Origin of the sequence: Terribacillus halophilus, from assembly GCF_900162685.1 — a bacterium.
Taxonomy (GTDB): domain Bacteria; phylum Bacillota; class Bacilli; order Bacillales; family Amphibacillaceae; genus Terribacillus; species Terribacillus halophilus_A.
This window is the reverse complement of record NZ_LT727827.1, coordinates 645,848-669,474: the sequence shown is the minus strand read 5'-3', so window position 1 is coordinate 669,474 and position 23,627 is coordinate 645,848. Positions and strand designations below refer to the sequence as shown.

20 protein-coding genes and 1 pseudogene are annotated in these 23,627 nt (G+C 38.9%); 14 read left to right on the top strand and 7 right to left on the bottom strand.

The window, feature by feature from the left end; all coding sequences use genetic code 11:
* The first annotated feature begins 78 nt into the window (after window positions 1-78).
* The 11 genes and pseudogenes from B1K52_RS04430 to B1K52_RS04375 all read left to right on the top strand — a co-directional run bounded on the left by B1K52_RS04430 (window position 79) and on the right by B1K52_RS04375 (window position 16,299).
* Entirely contained in the window at window positions 79-1,971 is a 1,893-nt protein-coding gene (locus B1K52_RS04430; RefSeq protein ID WP_077305701.1) for a TnsD family Tn7-like transposition protein, read from the top strand.
* Window positions 1,972-2,044: 73 nt separating this feature from the next.
* Complete coding sequence (locus tag B1K52_RS04425; protein ID WP_077305699.1) at window positions 2,045-2,668, top strand: hypothetical protein; 624 nt, start codon at window positions 2,045-2,047, stop codon at window positions 2,666-2,668.
* Between the two features lie 104 nt (window positions 2,669-2,772).
* Window positions 2,773-4,809 carry an SIR2 family protein gene (locus B1K52_RS04420; protein ID WP_179106463.1) on the top strand — a complete coding sequence of 679 codons (2,037 nt, stop codon included), beginning with the start codon at window positions 2,773-2,775 and terminating at the stop codon, window positions 4,807-4,809.
* Between the two features lie 95 nt (window positions 4,810-4,904).
* Window positions 4,905-5,438, top strand: a pseudogene (locus tag B1K52_RS04415) (IS1595 family transposase); the annotation flags it as partial.
* A gap of 239 nt (window positions 5,439-5,677) precedes the next feature.
* On the top strand, window positions 5,678-6,520 hold the full coding sequence (locus B1K52_RS04410) for a nucleotidyltransferase domain-containing protein (RefSeq protein ID WP_077305697.1): 843 nt from the start codon (window positions 5,678-5,680) through the stop codon (window positions 6,518-6,520).
* A gap of 1,854 nt (window positions 6,521-8,374) precedes the next feature.
* Window positions 8,375-9,016 carry a sensor histidine kinase gene (locus B1K52_RS18190; RefSeq protein WP_256855835.1) on the top strand — a complete coding sequence of 214 codons (642 nt, stop codon included), beginning with the start codon at window positions 8,375-8,377 and terminating at the stop codon, window positions 9,014-9,016.
* The gene (locus tag B1K52_RS04400) at window positions 9,009-9,641 is read left to right on the top strand and encodes a response regulator (RefSeq protein ID WP_077305693.1); all 633 of its coding nucleotides are present in this window, start codon (window positions 9,009-9,011) and stop codon (window positions 9,639-9,641) included. The genes B1K52_RS18190 and B1K52_RS04400 overlap by 8 nt, the downstream gene beginning before the upstream one ends.
* Before the next feature lie 107 nt (window positions 9,642-9,748).
* Window positions 9,749-10,681, top strand: a complete 933-nt coding sequence (locus tag B1K52_RS04395; protein WP_077305691.1) for an ABC transporter ATP-binding protein — start codon at window positions 9,749-9,751, stop codon at window positions 10,679-10,681.
* A gap of 13 nt (window positions 10,682-10,694) precedes the next feature.
* Window positions 10,695-11,963, top strand: coding sequence for an ABC transporter permease (locus tag B1K52_RS04390; protein WP_077305689.1), 1,269 nt, complete (start codon window positions 10,695-10,697; stop codon window positions 11,961-11,963).
* On the top strand, window positions 11,960-13,057 hold the full coding sequence (locus B1K52_RS04385) for an ABC transporter permease (protein ID WP_077305688.1): 1,098 nt from the start codon (window positions 11,960-11,962) through the stop codon (window positions 13,055-13,057). Before B1K52_RS04390 ends, B1K52_RS04385 begins: the two co-directional genes overlap by 4 nt.
* Before the next feature lie 896 nt (window positions 13,058-13,953).
* Window positions 13,954-16,299 (top strand): arabinan endo-1,5-alpha-L-arabinosidase AbnB, encoded by a 2,346-nt coding sequence (locus B1K52_RS04375; protein ID WP_077305684.1) that lies wholly within the window; start codon window positions 13,954-13,956, stop codon window positions 16,297-16,299.
* 50 nt (window positions 16,300-16,349) lie between these two features.
* On the opposite strand, the gene B1K52_RS04370 is transcribed toward B1K52_RS04375, so the two are convergent.
* Window positions 16,350-17,159, bottom strand: coding sequence for a sugar phosphate isomerase/epimerase family protein (locus tag B1K52_RS04370; RefSeq protein WP_077305682.1), 810 nt, complete (start codon window positions 17,157-17,159; stop codon window positions 16,350-16,352).
* A 199-nt stretch (window positions 17,160-17,358) separates the two neighbouring features.
* The gene (locus B1K52_RS04365; protein WP_077305681.1) at window positions 17,359-17,622 is read right to left on the bottom strand and encodes a hypothetical protein; all 264 of its coding nucleotides are present in this window, start codon (window positions 17,620-17,622) and stop codon (window positions 17,359-17,361) included.
* A 275-nt stretch (window positions 17,623-17,897) separates the two neighbouring features.
* Between B1K52_RS04365 and B1K52_RS04360 the strand changes: the two genes are divergently transcribed.
* A complete protein-coding gene (locus B1K52_RS04360; RefSeq protein ID WP_077305679.1) occupies window positions 17,898-19,115 on the top strand; it encodes a CynX/NimT family MFS transporter in 1,218 nt (405 codons plus the stop codon).
* A 186-nt stretch (window positions 19,116-19,301) separates the two neighbouring features.
* Here B1K52_RS04360 and B1K52_RS04355 read toward each other — a convergent pair whose 3' ends face one another.
* The 4 genes from B1K52_RS04355 to B1K52_RS04340 all read right to left on the bottom strand — a co-directional run bounded on the left by B1K52_RS04355 (window position 19,302) and on the right by B1K52_RS04340 (window position 21,059).
* Window positions 19,302-19,571 carry a hypothetical protein gene (locus tag B1K52_RS04355; protein ID WP_143588831.1) on the bottom strand — a complete coding sequence of 90 codons (270 nt, stop codon included), beginning with the start codon at window positions 19,569-19,571 and terminating at the stop codon, window positions 19,302-19,304.
* Between the two features lie 78 nt (window positions 19,572-19,649).
* A complete protein-coding gene (locus tag B1K52_RS04350; protein ID WP_179106462.1) occupies window positions 19,650-19,973 on the bottom strand; it encodes a hypothetical protein in 324 nt (107 codons plus the stop codon).
* Window positions 19,974-20,036: 63 nt separating this feature from the next.
* Complete coding sequence (locus B1K52_RS04345; protein WP_077305674.1) at window positions 20,037-20,303, bottom strand: DUF1433 domain-containing protein; 267 nt, start codon at window positions 20,301-20,303, stop codon at window positions 20,037-20,039.
* A 411-nt stretch (window positions 20,304-20,714) separates the two neighbouring features.
* Window positions 20,715-21,059 carry a DUF1433 domain-containing protein gene (locus tag B1K52_RS04340; RefSeq protein WP_077305673.1) on the bottom strand — a complete coding sequence of 115 codons (345 nt, stop codon included), beginning with the start codon at window positions 21,057-21,059 and terminating at the stop codon, window positions 20,715-20,717.
* A 47-nt stretch (window positions 21,060-21,106) separates the two neighbouring features.
* Here B1K52_RS04340 and B1K52_RS04335 point away from each other — a divergent pair, with 47 nt between their 5' ends.
* Together B1K52_RS04335 and B1K52_RS04330 are read left to right on the top strand one after the other, a co-directional pair.
* Window positions 21,107-22,516, top strand: coding sequence for a Tle-like phospholipase domain-containing protein (locus B1K52_RS04335; protein ID WP_077305672.1), 1,410 nt, complete (start codon window positions 21,107-21,109; stop codon window positions 22,514-22,516).
* Between the two features lie 24 nt (window positions 22,517-22,540).
* Entirely contained in the window at window positions 22,541-22,867 is a 327-nt protein-coding gene (locus tag B1K52_RS04330; protein ID WP_143588829.1) for a hypothetical protein, read from the top strand.
* A gap of 68 nt (window positions 22,868-22,935) precedes the next feature.
* Here B1K52_RS04330 and B1K52_RS04325 read toward each other — a convergent pair whose 3' ends face one another.
* Window positions 22,936-23,490: a DUF4256 domain-containing protein gene (locus B1K52_RS04325; RefSeq protein WP_256855834.1), complete on the bottom strand. Its 555-nt coding sequence runs from the start codon at window positions 23,488-23,490 to the stop codon at window positions 22,936-22,938.
* Between the last annotated feature and the right edge of the window lie 137 nt (window positions 23,491-23,627).

Genomic DNA, 23,627 nt, shown 5'->3' with positions numbered 1-23,627 from the left:
AAAGAAATCAATGTACAGCCTGTTAAAAAAGAATGGGAACATACAAGATCCATATTCTACTTTCATCGGGGCAAATCAATGAGATATTTTCCTACTCCGTATCCCGATGAACTTTTGTATAGTCTTATTGGAAGGTACCATAGGCATACAGGAAACCTAAGATTTAAGCATACGATTAAAGACCTTTTCGGGAAAACAACACAACGATCAGTATTAGACTTGCCTGCTAATCTTGGTTACTTAGCAACAAGGGTTGGAGAACACCATCTATCATTGGATGAACTTATAGACAATCACACGCTATTGCCGTTTTATCAATCTTTTAACTCAGAGGATACTATAAACAGCGTTAGAAGTAAGATGATAAAAAGCAGAGGAGGTGCAATTCATAATGCATTAGGAATTTCGGCTAGTTCAATATCAAATGAGCAAAGACTCCGCCATTGTGAAAGGTGTATGTATGAAGATTATTCAAAATTCGGAGAATACTATTGGCATAGGAAACACCAATTACCTAGTATTCATATCTGTCCCGATCATCATTGCGAATTAATAGTTGATGATAAACTGCTATATGAATATAACCAGCACCAGTACGTAATGCCTGACAATGCATTCCTTGAGAGAGCTACCACCCAAAAGATAGATCCAGAAATCATTGAACAACAGATAGGCTTAGCGGAACAGGCCTATTGGATACTATGTAATCCAATAAGCATTCCTAATCTTAACTTTTACAGAGATAGATATTTAGTTTTTTTAAAATATAAAGAGTTGGCAAATGTTAATGGCAGAGTAAACTCTGATTTACTGCTAAGAGCATTTAAGAAAGTTTATTCAGAAAAACTGTTAGAGCTTAATCAATCTGTTGTTGAAGATAAAGAAACTAACTGGTTCAGAATGATATTCCAAAAGAACAGAAAGAGCTTTCACCCTATGAGGCACTTACTTGTAATAAACTTTTTAAGTGAAAATATACAGGAATTCTTAAAAAGTACAAATAAGTACGAACCATTTGGAAATGGTCCCTGGCCTTGTTTGAACCCTGTCCATAAATATAAAGAGATGGTTATAGATCAAGTTAGTATTTCTTATAATTCTACTGCCAAGAGAACTCTCGGACGATTTGAGTGTGAGTGCGGCTTTATCTACACTAGAACTGCACCAACTCACTTACATTCAGGCGATATATTTAAAGGAAAGGTGATAAGTTTTGGAGCAGTCTGGGAGAGAGAGTTAATAAAGAAAGCCAAGGAAAATAGAACCCTTACGTCAATTGCTGATGAGTTGGGTGTAGATCCCCTTACTGTCAAAAAGTACGCCATAAAAAACAATGTGACATTTGGATGGAGGGGAGAAGATATAGAAACGGCAAAGATGAACGAACGGTACTCTTTTGCTGAAAATGATAAAGCTCATTTCGAAGAAAAAAGAGAGACAAAACGTGATCAATGGCTGAGTATTCTAGAATTGAATCCTTCTTTTACAACCAACCAGATACGTATTGAACATTCTGCCTTGTATACTTGGCTATTTAAATATGATAAAGACTGGCTAGAAGTACACAAACCTAAATCTTCGAGGAAAGGAAACAATAGGTCATATGATTGGTCGCCGGTAGATTTAAAACTTTTACGTGAAGTCAGAGAGATTATAGATTCTTGGAAAACTGCTCAAGAACTAGTGTGGATGAATAAGACGAGGATAGCTTCAAGGACATCAAAGCCTCATCTTATAGATAAGCTACCTCATAAAATACCCAAAACAATGGCGTATATTGCTGAAGTAGAAGAACCTGTAGAGAACTATAAATTAAGAAAGATAGAAAAGGCATATCAAGATATTATTGCTGAAAGAATCAAGATTACTGAACACTTAATATATAGTAAAGCTGCGGTTTCTAAGGAGAAAGCCAGCTGGAGGATAAGGGAATTTGTATATAATTTACTTGAAAATACTTTAATAGATTGATTTGCGTAGGGCTGGTATAGACCTCTTGAATTCAGTTAACAATGCTAATAAACACTGAATCGAGGTCTGGTAAATGGATAGAAATAAAAGGGATGCAATTGTGCGGGAATATAGAGGAGACTTTCCGAGCTCCTCTTTTATCCCTTGGATAAAGGTAAGTGAGATTAGCAACGATAAATTACTCAAAAGAACGAGTGTATATTTTGTGGATTGGTTCGAAAACCTGAGAGAAATAACATCAAATACACCATTTGGAGGACTGGCACTTAATTGTAATTGGTACTCTAAATATAGATATTTTACGGATCTCTATTCCTCGGAGTTTCAGCTAAATGGTGAATTGAATAATACACCTAATAAGGCTATCTCTTCTATTAAGTTCTTTAAGAGTAAAAAATATCTTTGCGATTTTGATAACCAGCTTGAGTTGATGGAATGGGGACTAATTACTAAGAGTAATCTACTTGTATCATTTATTTCTCATAAGGATTATACAAGCTGTGTCTCAAATAAGCCAAACACATTCTACGATGAGATTAGTGCTAAAGCAGAGTATCAAGTGAGAATGCTGTTCAGTAATACATCTGACTTATCTATTAACTTATATACATCATTGTATAAGCACTTTTCCAATGAGTTACTTGTTTTTAGTAGTTATTCTTTAACAAAAGTCCAGATGGAAAGCCCTTATGTTTAAATTCCCTATATGATTAGTACAAAAGTATAGTATATTACTATTATATGTAATAAACATAACTTATATTTACTATTTTAAAAATGATTGGAATTGGAGAATCGTATATGGCGACAGAAAATCAAGTAGGTATCATAGGTAATATAGCCTCAGACTTAGTAGCAAATAAGACTGTATTTTTTGTAGGAGCAGGATTTTCAAGAGATTTAGGGTATCCGGGGTGGGGAGAGTTACTAAAACAGATTATCTCAGATCACCAACTTATGGATAAAATTAAAGAATCAAATCTATTCTATATGCTTACTGAAGCAGAACACGAGGATTATGCCAAGATCAATGATATGATGCTAAATAATCTTATAGGTGTAGATTTCCTGAGATTAGCTGGTTATGTGGACATATTGCTCGAAGAATATGCAAATACAAATATTCGAGCAGAAATAGTGAATAAGATAAGGACGTATGAACATAAGCGCCAAATATCAGGTGAAAAGTACCAATCTTACAAGAAGTTATTTCAACAGTTAAAACCTTATATAAGTGAAATAATTACCACAAACTATGATACTAATTTAGAACATTGTTTGGATTCAGTTTCTGTAATACATAGAAATCTTAAGAGTATTAATAATAGTACTAGATATAATCCTAGAGAAAACGTCAAGTTATATAAAATCCACGGCTGCATAACTGATGAGAATACCCAGATAGTTATAACTGAAAAAGATTATCAAGAATTCAATATGAGTAATACGTATCTATTTAACAAGTTATATTCTACTTTTATGGAAAACAATATTGTTTTTATTGGATACAGTCTATCTGATCCTAACATTAGAAGTCTTTTAAAAGAGATTATAGATGAAACTAAAAAAGCTAAATTAGATGAGAAAAAGAAAGTTTACTGGATAAATAGAGATAAAGTAAACGAAATAGATAAAACTTTTTACAGGACAAATTATTCCGTACAAATAATCGACGAGATAGAACTAGATCAATTCCTTACTACATTAAATGTATTATCTGAGTATAAAGTGATTGAAGGTGAGACACTGATAGAACGCTGGACCGAAGTTGGAGATAGGTTATTAAAAGATACTAAGCTAACCGCACCAGTATTTAAGCATCTAGTAGACGAAGTCGTGCAGTCAGGAATGACAGAGCAAGTACTAAAGCACATATATAGTCAGTTTAACGTGGATTCCGGTGCAAGAGTGCAAGCTGACACAGCATTCTTTAAGATATTATCTGCAATGGATCCGTCTCAACGGGAGCAACAACAAATAAACGTAATGGTTACTGATATTCTGGGTACGGAAGATAATCATTTATTGGGTATTTTAGAACTTATAGAAAAAGATGCTGAGATCAAAGAACTGTTCTTAGTTAATCCGCTCTATTCATCGTCGCTTTTAAGAAGCTTGTTGTCCAGAGCCATTACTGTAAATGATTTTTATTATTATAAGATCTATTCCATTGGACTTCTAACATATTATAGGTTGTTTGAAGGTGAATTAGGAGAATATAGAAATGATTTTACTAAAGCTTTCTATAGTAACTATAGGTATATGACTCGCTCTAAAAGCCTAGGATATTCGTATAATAGCTTAAATGAAGTAGAGGAAGAATTGGATAAAGCGAATTTGGATTATGAGATAGTTAAAGAAATAGTAGATCATTATCCATCAAGCACAAAAAATAAATTCGAAATAGAACAGATAGGTGCGATTATCTCCTATTTAGATTCGGTAGATGACCAGATGGTATTATACTTCACTCACATTATGAAACCATTATTTGAAGTAAAGACGTACAGGTCGCTATACAAGTACCTTAAAGAGGAATTTGTTGATAAAGAAGGATTCGAATATGAAGTAGATGAAGATTTAGAAGAAATGTTCGTTAAGAAAGATCAGAAGGTCATCGGTTATAGGACCTTAAATACTTCTGGTTCTATTGAAATTGAATTCTATTTTAATGCTGAAATTATAAAACTAGATGTTTTTATCAATTATGAATTGAGAAAGGTTCAGTTTAACATTGGAGAAAACTCAATGTATTTAAAAGATGAATTAGAGATTGAACAAACCAAGGAATTTATTTTAGACAATATAAAGAAATTTATAGCAAGTGAAAATGTATAATATATGAACATATTTAGCATTGTGCTGGACTTAATAGCACAATGCTTTCATTTTTTAGAAACGCCGCTACTGTTACTACTATCTTATATACAATAGTAGAAATCTCAATCTTCCAAGGTATCGTTGAAATGGACGAGGCCTATTTTCTCTACTCTCAGAAAGGACAAAGAAAGATTAAGGATAGAAAGCCTCGCAAACGTGGCGGGTTCGCCAATACACGCGGCATAAGCAACGAACGGATATGTGTGCTGGTTGCAAGAGACCGTGACAAGGTGACCTTTTCCATTGGACATAAGATTTCGAGTGAGAATGTGTTATGTACCGATGCTTGGCGTGCCTTTAATACCTATGCTGCTGAAAACGGTATAGATACTTATCAATTCAAATCTGACGGCAAAATACGTACCAAAGGTTTGTATCACATCCAGAACGTCAACAACTACCAAGATTGAAGGGGTGAATACAGCGTTTTAACGATGTGGCGACCAAGTATTTGGACAATTATGCTGCGTATTTTCAAATATTGGAGAGCAATTCATCATCAGAAAAACGAAGTGGCAATGAAATATATAATAAAAGGAAATTTAATTCCAAGTGTGGAAACTTATGATACACTTAAGCTATCTTAAGTTCAAGGTGTAAATAATACTGCTTTTTTAGACTATATAGATTCTTAAAGGAGACGTTGTTTATGAAAATGAAGATAACTGTAATTGGGGTTCAATTAATTTAAGGGAAGCGTATAAGCCCCCTACAAACTACGTAGTCCCTAAAAAAATAGGAGAATAAGGATGACTAGCAAATTAAGTTATCTTTATTTATGAGCCTATTATATTGAATAAATTCATTGAAATGGGGACTTTTAAGTATGACTAAAATTAGAGAAGTAGGTTCTTTGTGTGCTTTAGACGATAAAGGATATATAGTAAACCAGTCTGATCCCGAAAAGATAAATAATAAATTTCGAGAGGTAATCCAACTAATAAATGAAAGTTGTCTTTCCGCTTTATCAAAGGAAATTCACAGCATTTATATAAGAGGGTCTGTGCCAAGAGGATTAGATATTGAGGGTATATCAGACGTTGACGTAATCGTAGTAACCTATTCTAATCCTCAAGATATTGACCTTGATTGGGTTGAGGAGACTCAACAATTTATTGACCGAAAATTTCATTTTATCAAGGGTGTGGAATTAGTATTCTCTCCTTTAAGTGAGTTTGAGGAGTCCAAATATTGCTCGATGATTCCCTTTCTTCTAAAAACATACGGAATTTGTGTCTTTGGTGAAAACCTAATAAATAAACTCCCTGATTATAAACCTGACATATCCTTGGCGAACGAACACCTCATTCACTTAACATCTCTTATGGATACAGCTAAGCAAGGTTTGTCGGGTAATAACGACATAGAAGACATTAAAGAATGGTGCTCGTGGGTAATGAGAATTATTGTAAGGGCTGGTGGCGTACTTGTTATTGATAAAGAGCAGTCGTACACAAGGGACCTATTCCCAGCTTTCGAACTATTTTCCAAGCATTATCCTGAAAAAGAGCAAGAGATGAGAGTAGCCCTTTGGTACTCAATTAACCCCTTATCAAGTTCAGAAGAAACATTAAAATTCTTGAGTCATTTTGGAAAGTGGATAGAGGCGGAAACAGAAAAGTGGCTAAATGTATATAACCCAACAAGGGAAATTCATTTACCGCTTTGATATTGTCTCACTTTTCACTTGAAGAGAGCATTAGTTTAATAAGACATTAGTTCATTACAGGACTTCCTATAATTAGAAGTCCTGTTCCCCCTACAGAAACCCTCCATACACTAAGCATATGGGGGTTTCTCTGGTGTGATTGTCCTAAAGCGCTACGTGAAATGTATATTCTCGTTGCGCTTTTATTTATTTTTATTCTCAACAAGGAATATAAAATTTAAAACAGAATAGATAGATAACTGAGTGCTTTAAATGGATAGGGCAATAAGAATCTTATTCATATCAAATGAAATCACTTGCCAACTTTGTTTAAATGCTCAGAAAAATCACTTGCTGACTTTGTTTAAATTTTCTTCTTTTAACAAAGCGCTAGAATAAAGGTTTCTTTCTGTTTTTCCTTGCCGACTTTATTTAAAAGGGATATACCTAATATCTCCCTGCTAAATTCTTCTTCCCCACGCTAAAAAGTCGGTATCTGCTGTTATATAGTCGGTACCGATAGTTGAGGGAAGAGTGGGAGTAAGTACGTAAGGTGCTTTTCTCAAATCCAATATCATTTCGAAGGCTGGATCAGTAATCGATCCGGTCTTTTTTTATTGTAAGCTTTAAAGCCCTTTCTTATGCGATTCCAGTAGTATTTCGGTTTCTTTTGTCCTTAGGAATCTGTAGGATTATCTCTTCTTTTCCTTATTTTTTCTCTCCATCATGTCCCAAAAGTGTTATATTTAACTCGAATTTGTACCAGGAACCATTCCTTCAGAGAAATTCAAAGGAATAAAAAGTGGCTCAACCATACAGTTTGTACGCTTTTTTGTTTTGGTGAAATCAATAAGAAATTGAGTAAAAGCATGAAATATAACACCATCCCAAATCTGCTATATTTCGCTTAATTCTGTAGCTGCAGAACTTCTATGAGTTAGCCCCTTATAAACTCAAAATAGTTCAATGGTGGGCTTCTCGTGGTTTAATCCGATGTATTCCAGCCTTATTTCCTCTTTTATTTTCTTGTTTCTATGCGATCCCAAATACGTTATATTTCAATCTTTTCTCCTATCTCTTCATTCCATTATCGATACCAACTTAGTAACATAATCCGAAAACTCGATACAACCCATAACGGAAAATAGGGAGGAGAATCAGAGGTTTTAGGGAAGAACTTAATAACATAATGGGGAAAGGGAAAAGGCGATATAAGTGGCTGTAAGCCTTGGGATACAAGGGATTGATGAGATTCGGGGTTGGGTACCGACTTTTTGGCAGGGATATAACTGTAATTAACTTATAAAAGACCAACTCTAATCCTATCTAGATAGTACGTATTTACGCATGTGCTGTTAATTTCGAGGGGAGTCCAAATACATGAAGAAGGTATACTTTATCTGGCTTACAATTCATTGTACTATTTGGACATTTGCTCTTGGAGTAAATGTCCAAGACTTCGAGCCAAGGCACCTAATAGTTACTAGTGTTTTCCTTATCTTATTATTCTTAGCACCGCTTCTTAGAGAAAAACCACGAATACAAATTCTACTATTTAGTGTACAAGCCTTGTTGACAATTCTTATTTTCTACCCTATATATGAGCCCATTCCATATGCAATCCTCATCCAATCCTTAATAATGGCAGAAGCAGTCTTTTACCTTTCTCGAACTAAAAGTTTAATAGTTATTGCTGTGCAGCTTATAAGTGCTGCAGTAATCCTAATTACATCCTCTCTCACCGCCTCACAAATAGTCTGGTGTGCTGTATATTATCTCTTACTAATAGCTGCCTTACTTTACCACCAAGTCATACATAACCGAGGAAAAGAGGCTCGATTAAGCAACGAAGCCTTACTCGAAGAATACAGGCGTATGAAAAGACAGCTTCTTGTCGAGGAGCAGCAGGCGAGACAAGATGAGCGGATGCTGATTGGGCATGAGATTCATGATTCGGTTGGGCATAAGCTGACGGCTTTGCTGTTTCAGTTTGAGGCGTTTCGATTAACGGCGGCTGAGAAGGATAAGGAGACAGTCGAGAAGCTGAAGGAGCTGGCGGAACAAAGCTTGGAGGAGACACGGCAGGCGGTGCGGTCCTTTAAGCAAAGGGAAGGGAGCGGACTGCAGGGTGTGATTCGGTTGATTCGAAAATTAGAGATGGAGAGTTTTATGAAGATCCAGTTTTCGGTGAAGCATGGGGCGTTTGCGGCTCCTTTGACTGGTGAGCAGTCTTTTGCGATTTATCGTGCTGTGCAGGAGGCATTGACGAATATTATGAAGCATAGTTCTACAAGAGAGGCGCAAGTGATTTTTGAGTCACCTGGTGGGAGTATCTTTCGGTTTGAGGTAATCAATTCAGCGCCGCATAATCGCTATTTTCAAGAAGGTTATGGGTTGAAATCGATGCGAGAGCGCTTAGAGAAAGTGGGCGGTTCACTGGAGATTGATTTTGGGGCACAGCGTTTTTTGGTGCGTGGCACGATAAGATTAGCAGACTGGAGCGGTTATGATGATTAGAGTTTTGCTGGCTGAAGATCAAGTGATGGTTCGTCAGGGCTTAAAGATGATGATCGAAACGGACGAAGAAATTAGCGTAACAGGGGAAGCGGATAATGGGAAAGAAGCGGTCAGTTTATGCGAGAAGCAGCTTTTCGATGTGGCCATTTTGGACATTCGGATGCCTGTAATGGATGGCATTGAAGCAGCGAAAATTCTCCGCGCACGCTTTCCTCCTATAAAGATCCTTATGCTGACAACGTTTGACGATAACGAGTATGTGTTGAATGCCTTAAAGCTGGGAGTCAGCGGTTATATGCTGAAAAATGGAGATACTGCATCTCTTATTCGCTCCATTAAAAGCGCATTAAGCGGCGGTTTATCTTTAGAAGATCAAGTTGCTTCGAAGGTGATGCCGATTTTACTGCAAAACCAGGAAGAGCGGCAAATTGACGCGACGTTGACCCCTAGAGAAAGAGCAATATTGAAGTGCATCGGTGAAGGACTGAATAATAAGGAAGTGGCCGAGCGCTTAGGTTTATCTGTTGGTACTGTTAAAAATCAGACGAGTCACGTGCTGGATAAATTGGAGTTAAGGGATCGGACACAGCTAGCCATTTATGCAATTCGCCACCGCCTTGTATAAAAAGTGACGAAAGTAACAAGTGACCAATTGCAGAATGACCATAGTCAGTAGTGGCTGTGGTCTTTTTTATTTATGATGCAAGTAACAACATTATAGGGGGCAAAGACATGCTTGAAACAATCAACTTAAGCAAGTCCTTTAAAGGCAAAAAAGTCGTGCAGGATCTTAACTTGTATTTGGCAGATGGAGAATCAGTCGGATTACTTGGCCCAAACGGAGCCGGAAAATCTACAACAATCTCCATGATTTCCACGTTGATTAAGCCGACGAGCGGCAGAATTACGATGAATGGTGTGAACGCGATTGATAAACCGGGTGAAATCAGAAGTGTTTCAGGAGTTGTGCCGCAGGAATTGGCATTGTATCAGGAGCTGTCCGCCTATGAGAACTTGAAATTTTTTGGATCGATTTATAAGTTGAGAGGCAAAGAACTGGCGAAAGCTATTCAGCAGGCTTTAGAGTTTGTCGGGCTGGATGATCGCAAAAAGGATTTGGTGAGGACCTATTCCGGCGGGATGAAACGCAGACTGAACATTGCAGCCGCACTCTTGCATCGCCCGCAGATTTTAATATTGGATGAACCGACAGTTGGCATTGATCCACAATCGAGAAATCATATTCTGGAAGCTGTGCGCACGCTGAATCAGCAAGATGGAACGACAATTCTTTATACGAGTCATTACATGGAAGAAGTGGAGCAGCTTTGCGATCGATTATATATTATGGACCACGGCAAGGTTATTGCGGCAGGTACAAAAGAGGAATTACTGCGCATCTTGTCGACCGAGGATAAGATAAAGGTGGAGGTAAATAAGCTGGATGAAGCCTTTGTCGAGCAGGTGAAAACAATTGAAGGAGTTCATAAGATTGAAGTTACGGAATTACAGCTGAAGATTATCGCTGCGAAGGGCAGCAGCTTGATCAGTAAATTAGTTCATCTTACCGAAAAGCATCACATCCAATTGCTTAATTTCCAGACAGAAACGCCTAGTTTGGAAGATGTCTTTCTTCACTTAACGGGTCGCACACTGCGAGATTAAGGGGGGTGTCAGGATGCGAAGCTTTATCAAAAAGGATTTGCTGATTTTTTTACGAGACTGGAAAGAGCTGCTTACGGTGCTGTTGCTTCCGATTGTTTTGGTTGTCGTGCTAAATTTCGCTTTTGCTGGGTTGTTTGATAGTGATGACGAAGTAACGATGGATTTACAGTTAGCCGTCGTGAATCAAGATAACGAGTCAGAAGTATTGGGGCAGCTGAAGGAAAGATTGGTTCGTGATGCAGCCTTTGAGGAGCAGGAGGCAAAGATGGTTGCGGAGGCTGCAGAGGAGATAAAGCCTGTTCAATTGCTTTTGGATTATTTGGAGAGTGATGATGTAAAGGAATGGGTGACGGTTCACCATCTGGAGGAAAAAGCGGCGGCCGAGAAAGTAAATGAGGGCGACCTTGATAGTATGCTGATTATTCCGCAAGGGTACACCGCAGATAGTTTATACGCGAACATTACAGGCGAACCTCCAACTTCATCTTTAATTTATAAGATAGAAGAAGAAACAACAACTAGCAGTGCACTGCAACAGTTCATACAAGGATTTATTGAACAATTAAATTATCAATTTGCCATACAGGAAGTAACGGATGGTACAGGAATAGAGGCAGCTCTTCCTAAAGGCGGTTTGGAGGATATAGGTACTGCATACGATTTCAATATGACCCAGTATTTTACGATAGCATTGGGAGCGCTATTTGCCTTGTTTGTCGTAGCGACAGTAGCTATGAAAACAGGAGTGGAAATCAGGGACCACATATTCAACCGCATCTTATTAGCAAATAGCCATCCAATACGATTTTTGATTGGCAAGATGGCTGCGGCTGTCTGTCTGATTGTATTGCAGATTCTATTTGTATTGCTTGTATCTCATTTTCTGATGGGCGTATTCCCGGATCGCTCGTTCGTCTTTTGGGTTGGTATTTTGTTGATGGTTGTTTTGCTCGCGTTCGTGCTGTCGGGCTTAGCAGCTATTTATACGGCGGTTTTGTTGCGGATGACTAGTGTGGATGCGGCAAATGGGATTTTTATGTTGGCTACTTTGCTGTTTGGTACATTAGGAGGAGGGTTTTTTCCTATCTATATGCTGCCTGATTGGCTGCAGCAAATTGGAACATGGACACCGAACGGACTGTTCCTTGCCATCCTGACAGAGTGGATTCAATTTGAAGATCCATCCACTATTGTCCAGACCAGCTTATACATGATTGGTTTCTTCTTCCTGTTCACGTTCATTGGCTTAGCTTTGTTTCCGAAAAGGGGGAAAGCGCAATGAAGGATGTATTATGGGCGCAATTCGCAAAGGACAAACGAAAACCGCTGTTGGTATTATTATTGATTGTAGGAAGTATTGCTGCAACGCTTTTATTTGGCGGCGGCCTTCAATCTGTAACAACCGTTGTTATTTTCAGTGAAGAAGCCAATGCCGCCGAAATTGAAAAGAAGTGGGGAGGTTTATTAAATACAAATGACACCTTTACATTTGAAGTTGTAGAACCAGACAAAGCACGTGAAGACATAAAGAAAGGCAATAGCGATGTGGCAGTAAAGCTCATGGAAGATGATTATCGACTGCTGGTTTCCAAAAATATGCCGAGCGTTTCCTCTGTCGAACAGCATGTGAAGAAGGTGTTTCTACAAGAAGCACAAATCCGTGCAGTGGAGTCACAAGAGGGAGGAGATGTGCGAGAGGAAATAGAGAGTTATCTTGATGATCCGCCGTTTCAGCTGGTAGCGCAAGGATTGGATAGTGAACAGATTACGGCGTACAACATCCGTACGCAATTGCTGTTTGCCTTCACGTTCTTGATCTCGATGTTCCTTCTTGGATTCAAGGTTAACAACGTGACGCAAGATAAAGTCGCAGGTATTTGGGATCGAATGATTTTATCCCCCTTGAAGAAAACAAATATGTATAGTGGTTATTTGTTATATAGCTTTCTGATTACGATGTTTCAAATTGTAGTCGTACTAATCGTATTTAAGTATGTCTTACAATACGATGTGGGAGATAATTTGTGGCTGATTATCCTCATCGCTGCCTGCTTTACATTCGGCATGATCAGTATTGCCATGCTGATTACCGGATTTGTCAGGACGCCGGAGCAGTTTTATGCTATCTATCCGTCCGTCATTCCGGTGATTCCTCTCGTCAGCGGTGTTTATATGATGCCAGGAACGATTACCAATCCTGTGCTGCTGTTTATTGCGGATCTATTCCCGCTGGCACATGCGATGGAAGCGATCATGTCAGTTGTGTTCTATGGTACTGGTCTGCAAGATGTACTGATGTCGCTGTTGTATATGCTGCTCATCGGCATAGTAGCTATGGGAGTGGGTATTAATCTGGTAGAGCGAAGGAGTAATTAGTTACGATGGGGCTGGATAAGTGATTCAGCCTCTTTTTGCTATACTATTTCCCTTAATGATTAGATAATTTATATATTAATCTTGAATGTAAGATGATAGCTAGAATGTTAATCAGAAGATATATATACTGCCTGATAGGAATCTGTATAATAAAGGGGAAAGTTTTATGAAAGTACATGGAACAAGATTACGGCGTTCAGAACGAAGGGAACCCAAATCGATTAACATGCCGTTTGATAGAAAATATGTAAGGAAAGCTTATTTGATTGGGCTGTTAGGGTGCGTCGCCACTTCGCTAATATTTTATTTTACGGATGATTTTGAACTGTTTCCTGTTATTATAATCTCGTATGTGTTATTTCCTTTTGCGAAGTTCTTTTATGATGTGCTTTTGGGTTTCAGACTCGCTCGTAGAATAAAGAAAACACAAAATTGGGTGCTGCAAAGGGGGATAGAACAATTTCAGTTTGCAATGTACGGTTTTTTTATATTTGCCTTGAGTATGTTTTTGGCTCCCCCTGGTATGTTGTTTTTGCTAATTAGATATGTAGTAAGACTGTACCAAGTTAAAAGAAAAAACTATTAGATAGAACGTACATCCATAAGAAAGAAGGTGTTAGCTCGCCTACCGGAATTGTGGATATAGTAACAGGACCCTTATTAGGGGAGAATATGCAGATGAAAAGAAACTGTAGGTGCTTATTTGATAAGTAAAAGCTAATTAAAACTTGTACGTACATATTGCTATATTTGTGAATGTGGAGCTCTACAGAACAATAAACTTATAAATAATTTAATTAATAAATAAGGATTTTATACTTATTGACAACTTTATCTATTCTTCCTAATCTTATATCAGTAATGTGTAAGCGTTATCATAGATGGGGAGGAAAGATATGAAAACTAAAAATCGTTTGCTTGTTGTTTCGATGCTATCTGCAGTTATGCTCATCCCAACTTTGCCAGGTGCTGATACTTTTGCGAAAGGAAAAGGTGGACATGTAGAGACACCAGTCTTTGAGAATGCTTCTGTTCATGATCCATCTGTCATTGAAGTAGACGACCAATACTATGTTTTCGGCTCTCATTTAGCTGCAGCAAAAACAAATGATCTTATGAAATGGAAGATGGTTGACTCAGGTGTGCGTGATGGCAATAAATTAATTCCTAATGTGACGGAAGAATTGAAGGAAACGCTTGATTGGGCGCAGACGGATACGCTTTGGGCGGCAGATGTGATTCAGCTGGCAGATGGAAAGTTTTATATGTACTACAATGCATGTAAGGGCGATTCACCGCGGTCAGCGATGGGTGTTGCGGTGGCGGATAACATTGAGGGGCCTTATGAGGATACAGGTATTATCTTGAAATCGGGTATGTGGGATGAGCCGAGTGAGGATGGTACAATCTATGATGGTACGAAGCACCCGAATGTGGTCGACCCAGATGTGTTTTATGATAAAGACGGCAAGTTATGGATGGTATATGGTTCTTATTCTGGTGGTATTTTTATTATGGAAATGGATGAGAAAACCGGGAAGCCGCTTCCGGGACAGGGATATGGAAAGAAGCTGATGGGTGGTAATCATAGTCGTATTGAAGGACCAGCAATGATGTACAGTCCGGAAACAGACTATTATTATATGTTCCTTTCTTTCGGCGGATTGGATTCGTTTGGTGGCTATAATATCCGTGCAGTGCGATCTGAGTCTCCGGATGGGCCGTTTTATGATGCAGAAGGAAATGACATGACTGATGTAAAGGCGGACCCGACCTTGCCGCTGTTTGATGATAAGTCGATTGAACCCTATGGCGTGAAGTTGCTTGGGAATAATCTGTTTGAGAAAAAAGTTGGTGATCCAGGTGAGGAGCCGGGGATTGGTTATGTTTCGCCGGGTCACAATACAGCTTTCTATGATGAAGATACAAAAAATCATTATCTGATTTTCCATTCTCGCTTCCCTGACCGCGGGGAAGAGCATGAAGTGCGGGTGCACCAGATGCATATGAATAAAGATGGCTGGCCTGTTGTGGCTCCATCCCGTAATACGAACGAGACGGAAGCAAAAATCAAGCTGAAGGATATGGCTGGGGATTATCAGTATGTGAATCATGGTAAAGATATTTCTGCTGATGTGAAAACATCGGAGCAGATTACATTAAAGAAGAACGGAAAAGTTGAAGGTGCTATAGAAGGAAAGTGGAAGCGCGGCAAGAATAACGAGATTACGCTAACGATTGAAGGAGAGAAGTATAGCGGATTTTTCCTGAAACAATGGGACGAAGCCGCACAGCAATATGACACAACATTCACCGCTTTATCGGATAAAGGGGTCGCAGTATGGGGCAATCGAATGGAAGACATGAAAGATAAGGAAATCGTGGCAGCAGTGAAAGAAGACCTGGAGATACCAAACAGCACCAATCTGTATCAAAGCGTGGAGTTGCCAACGGAAGGCACGCATGAGTCGAGAATTACTTGGACTTCTTCCAATTCGGATGTAATCGAGGAAGACGGCACGATACACCGACCAGAAGCAGGAAGCGGCGATGGCAAAGCAACACTAACAGCGAAAATTCAAGCAGGTAAAAAGAAAGCGATGAAATCCTTCCAAGTGACAGTGAAGCAGCAAGCATCTGAACCGGAAATTTCGCAGTATAATTTTGACCATCCAGGCAGTAGAGAAGCGACAGATGCTTCCGGAAATAATCTTGCTGCTCTGTTAAAAGGCAATGCAGTTCAAACAGCGGATGGTAAGCTGGCATTGGATGGCAAAGACAGCTATGTAGAATTGTCGCCGCTTGCAGCGGATGCAGAAGATTTCACTTTCGCTGCTTTGGTGAATTGGCAAGGCGGGGCAGCTTGGCAGCGGATCTTTGATATCGGTGCCAGCAATGGGCAAAATATGTTTCTCACCCCATCTGACGGAAGTGGTAAGTTGCGATTCACGATTAATGACGGAGCTGATCAGAATGTAGCCGCTGATACAACCCTGCCAGTGAACGAATGGGTGCATCTTGCGGTGACGCTTGAAGGTAATACAGGGAAATTGTATGTGAATGGAGAGCTAGCTGGAACGAATGAGAATATCACAGCGAATCCATCCGATATCTTGGGGGATACAAATTATTTAGGCAAAAGCCGTTATAGTGCGGATCCATTCTTTGGCGGACAGATGGATGAGGTAGTATTTTATCGAGAGGCACTAGACAATGCGGAAATTGAATCTCTAGTTAAATAATAAAGTGAAAAAGAACCCGACCGTCTTGTGTCGGGTTCTCTTATGTATCCTTAAAAATCACTTTCCCATGTCTTTAACGTTCGGAGGGAGCGTTTATAATAGGAGGTTACGCTGTCTAAGTAATCTTGTTCTTCATGATTAGAATCTGACGCAGTCATTTCCATAACAATGGGTCCTTGGTAGCCAATTTCGCAGAGGGTGTTTACTTGCTCCTGCAAGTTTGCGTGCCCGTCCCCGATAGCTTGTCTGTTAGAATCCGCTATATGGTACACGCGCAATTTATCAGCCGTTGATCTTAGTGCTTGTACTGGATTTTGTTCTTCAATATTCATATGATAGGCATCTAGTAAAAGGAAGAGATTCGGACTAGAAACAGTTTCAACTAGTTTCACAGCTTCCTTTGCTGTAGTGACTTGGTAGCTTTCATAACGGTTAAGGACTTCAAAAACCACCTCGATATCTAGCTGCTCTGCTTTCTCCATGATTTTTTTAGCGCTATCGACTAACCGATCCCAGTCTAGTTGGTAATCGTCGCTCACTTGTGTTTTTCCTACTTTCCCATGCAGACAAATGCGTTCAGAACCAAGCGCCTTAGCCCAATCCAACATGTCCAAAAAGTATTGAACAGCTTCGGAACGCTTTGCCGTATCATTGCTGGAGATATCAGCATCAATTGGTGTGACGGATAATGCCTTCAGTTTATGATCTTGCAGTATCTTTCTAAGACGAATCGGATCCTGGGTCATGTCGCCTTGTATTTCTACACCATCGACGCCGATATCCGCTGCTATCTTACACTTCGCTTCAAAGGATATGTTGTCTCCGAAAGTCCATAAGCTAAGACCGTAGTCCCTCTTCATTTGGGTTCCTCCATTTGATTTATTAAGTTCAGGGAAAGCATCTGCTGCAATGTGGTTCTGAATGAATACCGGGGTATTAAGGGCAGGAATAGCTGCCCTTATTAGGATTGTAAGCATTAGCATATGATGGGTCAATTGATAGAAGGATTGACCAATTTTATAATTAAATAGAGTGTAGCTCGATTTGCAAACTTTTCTATCAACCAAGCTCCTTCCTTAGTACTTCTTTTAATTCAGACTTGTACTCTTGTTGATTTAGTTTTTCGTCATACTCAATAATTTTCTCGCGAATAGAAATATTCATTAAGAATACAGGGTTATATCCATTCCTTAATTCATTAAACCAATCCTGTTGTTTAAGAATCTTTAGGTTCTTTTTATACAACTTGCTTTTCTTGGTGGGAATCAAATTCTCCATATAAAGCAGTATGATGTCAGCTAGGTTTTTTAGTGAAAAGTCCATTAAGCCACTTTCCTTTATTAGGGGAGGTGTGTTGGTATAATTTTACCATATCTTTGTGTGTTATTATTAGGTTAGTTTTCTTATAGATCCTAGGATTGAGGTTGCATTAGCTGGGTCCTATTCAGATATTCTATTTATTGTTGAGAAAATAGACAGGCTGATTAACTTAGTATATATATTACATTGCCAAAATGCCTTTCCGTTAAGGTGTTTCTTTTTTGGGTAGGATAATTGGTTCTGCTTATAAAGCTAAATGAGTAGTAAGGAGAGGTAATATGGAACAATCCAAACAAATAAAACGTGAATCAGCACGTGTTGGAATTGCTATGCTAGTTTTAGGTGTACTGCTTGTGAGTGCTAATTTGCGTGCACCGATAACGGGTTTAAGTCCGTTAATTGATAGCATTCGTTTAGATACTGGCATTGGCAATGCTTCTACAGGTATGCTGACTACCTTGCCTTTACTCGCGTTTGCCGTTTTTGCATTGGTTGCGCCAAGAATTGCTAAGCGTATTGGTATGGAGAGAACACTATTTGCGGGTTTATTTATTATTGCTGCTGGACTTATTTTACGTTCTTTCTCTCCGTTATGGCTGCTTTTCGTTGGAACAGCATTAGCGGGAATTGGAATTGCTATGGGTAATGTCCTGCTGCCGGGTCTCATTAAACGAGAGTTCCCTAGAAATGTTGGTATGATGACAGGAGCTTACGCGATGACTATGAATGGAATGGCTGCTGTTGCTTCTGGAGTTAGTATTCCATTGTCTGAAGGTCTGGGCCTTGGTTGGCATGGCGCACTCGCTGTGTGGGTAGTGTTGACACTGGCAGCTTTAGTTGCTTGGATACCACGACTGCGTTTGCGTGACAAATCAGCCATTACCATTCCTAAGAGAGGGAAGGCGCTATGGTCATCACGGCTTGCTTGGATGGTAACGTGCTTTATGGGGTTACAATCACTTCTGTTTTATATCATGCTTACCTGGCTGCCGACTATATTACGGGATCAAGGATTTAGCGACGCAACTTCTGGCTGGCTGCTTGCACTTATGCAGGTTTGCAGTTTACCAACTTCGTTCTTGCTTCCAATTTTAGCGGGTCGTTTAACAGGCCAAAGGGGAATTGTAAGTTTAATAGCTGTATGCTTTGTGATTAGCTTCTCAGGATTGTTAACGGGTATTACATGGGTCAGTGTAATCAGTGTCTTGCTATTCGGAATAGCTGGAGGAGGCGTGTTCAGTTTAGCCACAATGTTCTTTGTATTACGCACCCAGTCAGCGCAAGAAGCAGCAGAACTATCAGGCATGGCACAATTTGTTGGTTATTTGTTAGCTGCGGTTGGACCTACTTTAGTCGGGCTATTACATGACGTTACTTCTGGTTGGAAAGTACCTTTACTATTATTACTAACTGTAGCAGTCTCGCTGTGGCTTGTCGGTATGGGAGCAGGGAAAAACGGATACATCAACCAGCAGCAGGAGAGCATAAAAGAATAGACTCAAAAAGGCTAACACTATGAACGAATGTTAGCCTTTTATATGTATTTTATCGTGAAAGAGTAAGAATTATTTGGTAAAGGTGTCTCGATGAGATGAGGTCATCATCCTTTTATAAATAAGGTGGAACATTTCATTGCTAAGCTTATAAGTGAAAGGTTCTATAAGGAGGGAAACGTCCTGTTTCTAATAATCACAACTCTTCTCTTTACACTCTTCAAATCTGTCAGGAAAACCTTCTCCAAGGCTAATTGAAGCAACTGTAAAGTCACTATTAAAGCTAACAGTAAAGTCGGCGCTCCCATTAACAGTTCCATCTATCTTTAAACTACCCATTTGAGATTTTCGAGGTTCCTGTAACTCTATAGTTTCTACATCTTTAAAGTTGTTTTCGATGTAACTTCTTGCAGTTTCTCTGACTTCAGTGACAGTTTCTTGATCGTAATTATTTTTCACTCCACAACCTACTAATAGGATAAAGGAAAAAAGTAACAATAAAAACGGATATATGTTTTCTCACATAAACACCTCTTTTTAATAATCACAAGTTCTTTCCTTACAACCTTCTTTTGATTCTGGGAAACCTTCTTCAGAGCTTATAGCTGCTATCGAAAAATCTTTATTCAAACTAGCTGAAAATCCAGCACCATTAACAGTTCCATCAACTGTTAAGCTTCCCATAGGAGATTGGTAAGTTTCTTCTAGTTCTATAGATTCTACTTCTGCATAATTACTCTCAATATAACTCTTTGTTACATCTTCAGCTTTCATAATGGTCTCTTCATCATACTGCTCTGAACATCCAGCACTAATCAGAATCAACAGGATGAGAAATATAGTAATTAAGATTTTATGCAACATTATACCTCGCTTAAATAGTTGTCTGTAGTATTACTCCACCTAAAAAAGAATATTTTCTTCCTAGTAATCACAACTTGTATCTTTACATTCATCTTTCCGCTCTGGAAACCCTTCTTCAGTACTTATACCTTTAAATGATAGATCGTCATTAAGACTAATTGAAAAACCAACTTCATTCACTGATCCATCTACTTTCAGACTTCCCATTTGCCCCCGGTAGGGTTCATTTAAATCAATTGCTTCAATTGATTTATAATTATTTTCTATATAGCTTGTAGCATTCTCTTTTATCTGGCTAGCAGTCTTATTATCAAGGTTATCCTTCACACCACAACCTCCTAGAAATAAAGTAGTGGTGATAAAGATACTAATATTTAGTGATTTTAATCTATTCATGAGCTCACCTTGCTTATTGGAGAGTTGTTAGATAAGTGTTTTTCTAAAGTAGGATCATAAGAAGCAAAAAAGGCTGCTAACGAACTCTGTAACAGACTAATTAGTATTTGTAGTCCATTTCTTTGCATTCATCTTTCATTGCCGGGAAACCTTTTTTGTACCAATCATGCTCACTGTAAAATCTTTATTTAAATCTATTGTGAAACCGTACTTATTATTTACTGTCCCATCAATTGATAAGCTGCCCTTGGTGAAGCAAGTATTCTAACGGCAGTAGCATTATTATTGTATTTAACTTCAATGCAATTTTGCTTAGCAATCGCGGCCTGTATATACTAACTATCAGTAGTCGCAAACCCTCTCAATGCACTCATCTTTTCTTTCTGGAAAGCCTTCTTTCTTTCCTACCATAGCGACCGTAAAATCGTTATTAAAATCTATAGTAAAGTCCGCTTTTCCGTTTACTGTACCTTCAATTGATAAGCTTCCCATTGGTGATTGATATGGTTCTTTTAATTCAACAGATTGAACATCTTTAAAATTACTTTTTATATAGCTCTCTGCAGTTTCTTTTGCCTGAACAACTGTTTCTTCATCGTAACTTTCACCATATTTATTCACATTACAGCCTCCTAATAGTATAATGGAAATAATTGATAAAAATATAAATAAGTGTACTTTTTTCATAATAGCACCTCTTTGTATAAGTATAACAGTAAAAGGAGTTAACCTCCATGGAACACAATTTAAAAGACATTGAAGCAAGCATCCTTTCAAGAGGAGCTTATGTAGATGGTGAAACGGAATTTGAGGTACAAATATTAGATGAATATATCACTTGGAAGTCCCTTGATATATTAGAAGATAAAGAAACAGGCTTATACGGTTATGTCCTAGAAAACCCCAAAACCAAAGAAGTCGTCATCAGCTTCAACGGTACGGAACCCCCTAAATTTACCACAAATGAAACGGAACTAAAAGGACTGAGTGAGTCTACGAAAAATGCGATTGAAGCAGAACTCGGGGACAGAGTGACGGAAAAAGGAGATACACTCATATATAAAGATAGAGAAGCTGATTATTCTGGTTTTCTGAAGGATGTCTATGAGGATGCTTTTGGTGTGGTTGGTGGTGATGCAAACTATAGTAAGAGTGAATATGGCACGACAGACTATTTGGCAACACCTTCTCAGGATGCGGCACTACAGACGGGGAATGCAAAGCTGAATGATAACGGTGAGATTACATTTACGAATAAGAATCAATTTACAGAAGCAAAAGCTGCTGTGAAGAAATACGTAGACAAGTACGGAGCTAGGAACATCACATTTACTGGTCATTCTCTTGGCGGTGGACTTGCTCAATATTGTGCGGTTACGTATGATTCGAATGCGGTGACATTCGCTGCGGCAGATGCTTATGGATTGTTGAATGAAGAACAGCAGCAGGATGTAAAGAATGGTGCGTACAAAGATAATATTATTACATATGCGTACCCGACTGATGCAGTGTCCATGTTTCATGATCGGACAATTGGATCGCTTTATTATATGGAAGATCCCGAGGGGAAGGATAGTACAGGTGATCAATTGGCCGACATGCTAGGGTCTCATGGGATTAAGAACTACACGGATGCAAGTCTTTATAATGAGGACGGGTATTATAAAGCGGATTTACTGTATGATGAGAAACTCCGAGCTGCTATACCTGATTCGCCGCTCTTTTTAAAAAATAGCGGTGTCTCCAATTTTCCCATTGTTATTCAAACAGGATTGATGAAAGCCTATGCTAGAAAAGTAGAAGTAAACGAAGAGCGTATCGCAAAAACTAAGAAAGATATTATGCAATTCTTAGAAGATTGTATGGCAACAGCAGAGGCATCAAGAGCAAAGTTTAGAAGCCAGGTAGGGGTCGGGCGTTTTGATAAGCTGACGAGTGCTGATGTGGATGAGATATTTCGTGAGCTTGCTGTTGAGACGGTAGATGGAATACCGATGCTTTTTGGTATGGAATATTATGATGAACTAATGCACTTGTTAAAAGATGTGCATTCAGACACAGGTGAGATTGCGCACAACATGAACAAGATGAGTGAGGATTTTGAGAGAGTGGATCAATTGCTGGCAGGGTGGCTGCAGTTTTAATTTGGAGGAGGGGCTGGTAAAACAGTGAGTATAATCCAAGATATGTTGGATGATTTTGATGAATACCTAGAAAGACAAAGACAAAAGAAAGAATTAGAGAGGAGTATAAAGGACAGCTTAGAAGAAGATGCAAAGCAATATAAAGAATACTTGAAGCACTCTAATCATATAGAATCGCTATCAGAAGAACATATGTACCTTAGAGATGCCTTAAAGGATTGTACGGATGGAGAGGCGAGTAAGGCATTAATGCTAAGGTTAGACAAGAACATCCTGATGCTAGAAGGTGTAGAGCACTCGTTTTTCTTATTAAGAGAAAGTATTAGGGTGAAAAGCGGTGGCTGGTGGTAGGGTGCCGAAACAGTACGGAAAATCATAAAGGGTTAGAGGGATATAGCCTCTAACCCTTTTTACATATCTTAGACAAACAGTGCACCTCGAAATCCTCGCGCACCATAATATGAATCTGCACCATTATGATAGACAAACACATGACCAAAGCGATAGTCACAGAATAACGCTCCGCCGAGTTCTCTGATGTCAGCGGGTGTCTGAATCCAGCTGGATGTCTTTTTATCAAAGTTTTCTAGTTTCTGAAGCGCTCGGTATTGTGCTTCTGTTAACAACTCGATGCCCATAGAAGCTGCCATGTTGATAGCGCTGTTTTCAGGTTTGTGTTTCTTCCGAGATTCCAATGCTTCTTGGTCATAGCAAACACTTCTTCGTCCTTTAGGGCTCTCGGTTGAACAGTCACAAAACATGTATTCGTTCTGCTCCTGATTATAAGCGACAACATCGGGTTCGCCATCTGTTGTTTCCATTTGATGCAGCGACCAAAGCTTTTCTGGGGCCGCCTCCAGCTTTGCTTGCACGTTTGACCAGTCAATTTCTTCATGGCGGTGCATGTTCTTTTCAAAACGATCTTTCAGAATACGCAGTAATTCTTTGCTTTGTTCGGGTGTCAGCTTTTTCAACGGCTATGTTCATTCCCTTCTTCATTTTTCACTGATATAAGGGCGGAAGTCTAGCTATAAGGTTATAGAATAATCGCAAGTTCTGCAATAACAAAAGGATAGAAGGGAAATGATGACTAGCATGAGTGCAAGAAGCT

What these genes read in the sequence shown, in the direction of transcription:
- B1K52_RS04395 (WP_077305691.1), top strand. Translation starts at nt 9,749, where the DNA reads ATGCTTGAAACAATCAACTTAAGCAAGTCCTTTAAAGGCAAAAAAGTC.
- B1K52_RS04400 (WP_077305693.1), top strand. Translation starts at nt 9,009, where the DNA reads ATGATTAGAGTTTTGCTGGCTGAAGATCAAGTGATGGTTCGTCAGGGC.
- B1K52_RS04360 (WP_077305679.1), top strand. Translation starts at nt 17,898, where the DNA reads ATGGAACAATCCAAACAAATAAAACGTGAATCAGCACGTGTTGGAATT.
- B1K52_RS04390 (WP_077305689.1), top strand. Translation starts at nt 10,695, where the DNA reads ATGCGAAGCTTTATCAAAAAGGATTTGCTGATTTTTTTACGAGACTGG.
- B1K52_RS04365 (WP_077305681.1), bottom strand. Translation starts at nt 17,622, where the DNA reads ATGGACTTTTCACTAAAAAACCTAGCTGACATCATACTGCTTTATATG.
- B1K52_RS04385 (WP_077305688.1), top strand. Translation starts at nt 11,960, where the DNA reads ATGAAGGATGTATTATGGGCGCAATTCGCAAAGGACAAACGAAAACCG.
- B1K52_RS04375 (WP_077305684.1), top strand. Translation starts at nt 13,954, where the DNA reads ATGAAAACTAAAAATCGTTTGCTTGTTGTTTCGATGCTATCTGCAGTT.
- B1K52_RS04370 (WP_077305682.1), bottom strand. Translation starts at nt 17,159, where the DNA reads ATGAAGAGGGACTACGGTCTTAGCTTATGGACTTTCGGAGACAACATA.
- B1K52_RS18190 (WP_256855835.1), top strand. Translation starts at nt 8,375, where the DNA reads ATGAAAAGACAGCTTCTTGTCGAGGAGCAGCAGGCGAGACAAGATGAG.
- B1K52_RS04335 (WP_077305672.1), top strand. Translation starts at nt 21,107, where the DNA reads ATGGAACACAATTTAAAAGACATTGAAGCAAGCATCCTTTCAAGAGGA.
- B1K52_RS04340 (WP_077305673.1), bottom strand. Translation starts at nt 21,059, where the DNA reads ATGAAAAAAGTACACTTATTTATATTTTTATCAATTATTTCCATTATA.
- B1K52_RS04425 (WP_077305699.1), top strand. Translation starts at nt 2,045, where the DNA reads ATGGATAGAAATAAAAGGGATGCAATTGTGCGGGAATATAGAGGAGAC.
- B1K52_RS04430 (WP_077305701.1), top strand. Translation starts at nt 79, where the DNA reads ATGAGATATTTTCCTACTCCGTATCCCGATGAACTTTTGTATAGTCTT.
- B1K52_RS04420 (WP_179106463.1), top strand. Translation starts at nt 2,773, where the DNA reads ATGGCGACAGAAAATCAAGTAGGTATCATAGGTAATATAGCCTCAGAC.
- B1K52_RS04410 (WP_077305697.1), top strand. Translation starts at nt 5,678, where the DNA reads ATGACTAAAATTAGAGAAGTAGGTTCTTTGTGTGCTTTAGACGATAAA.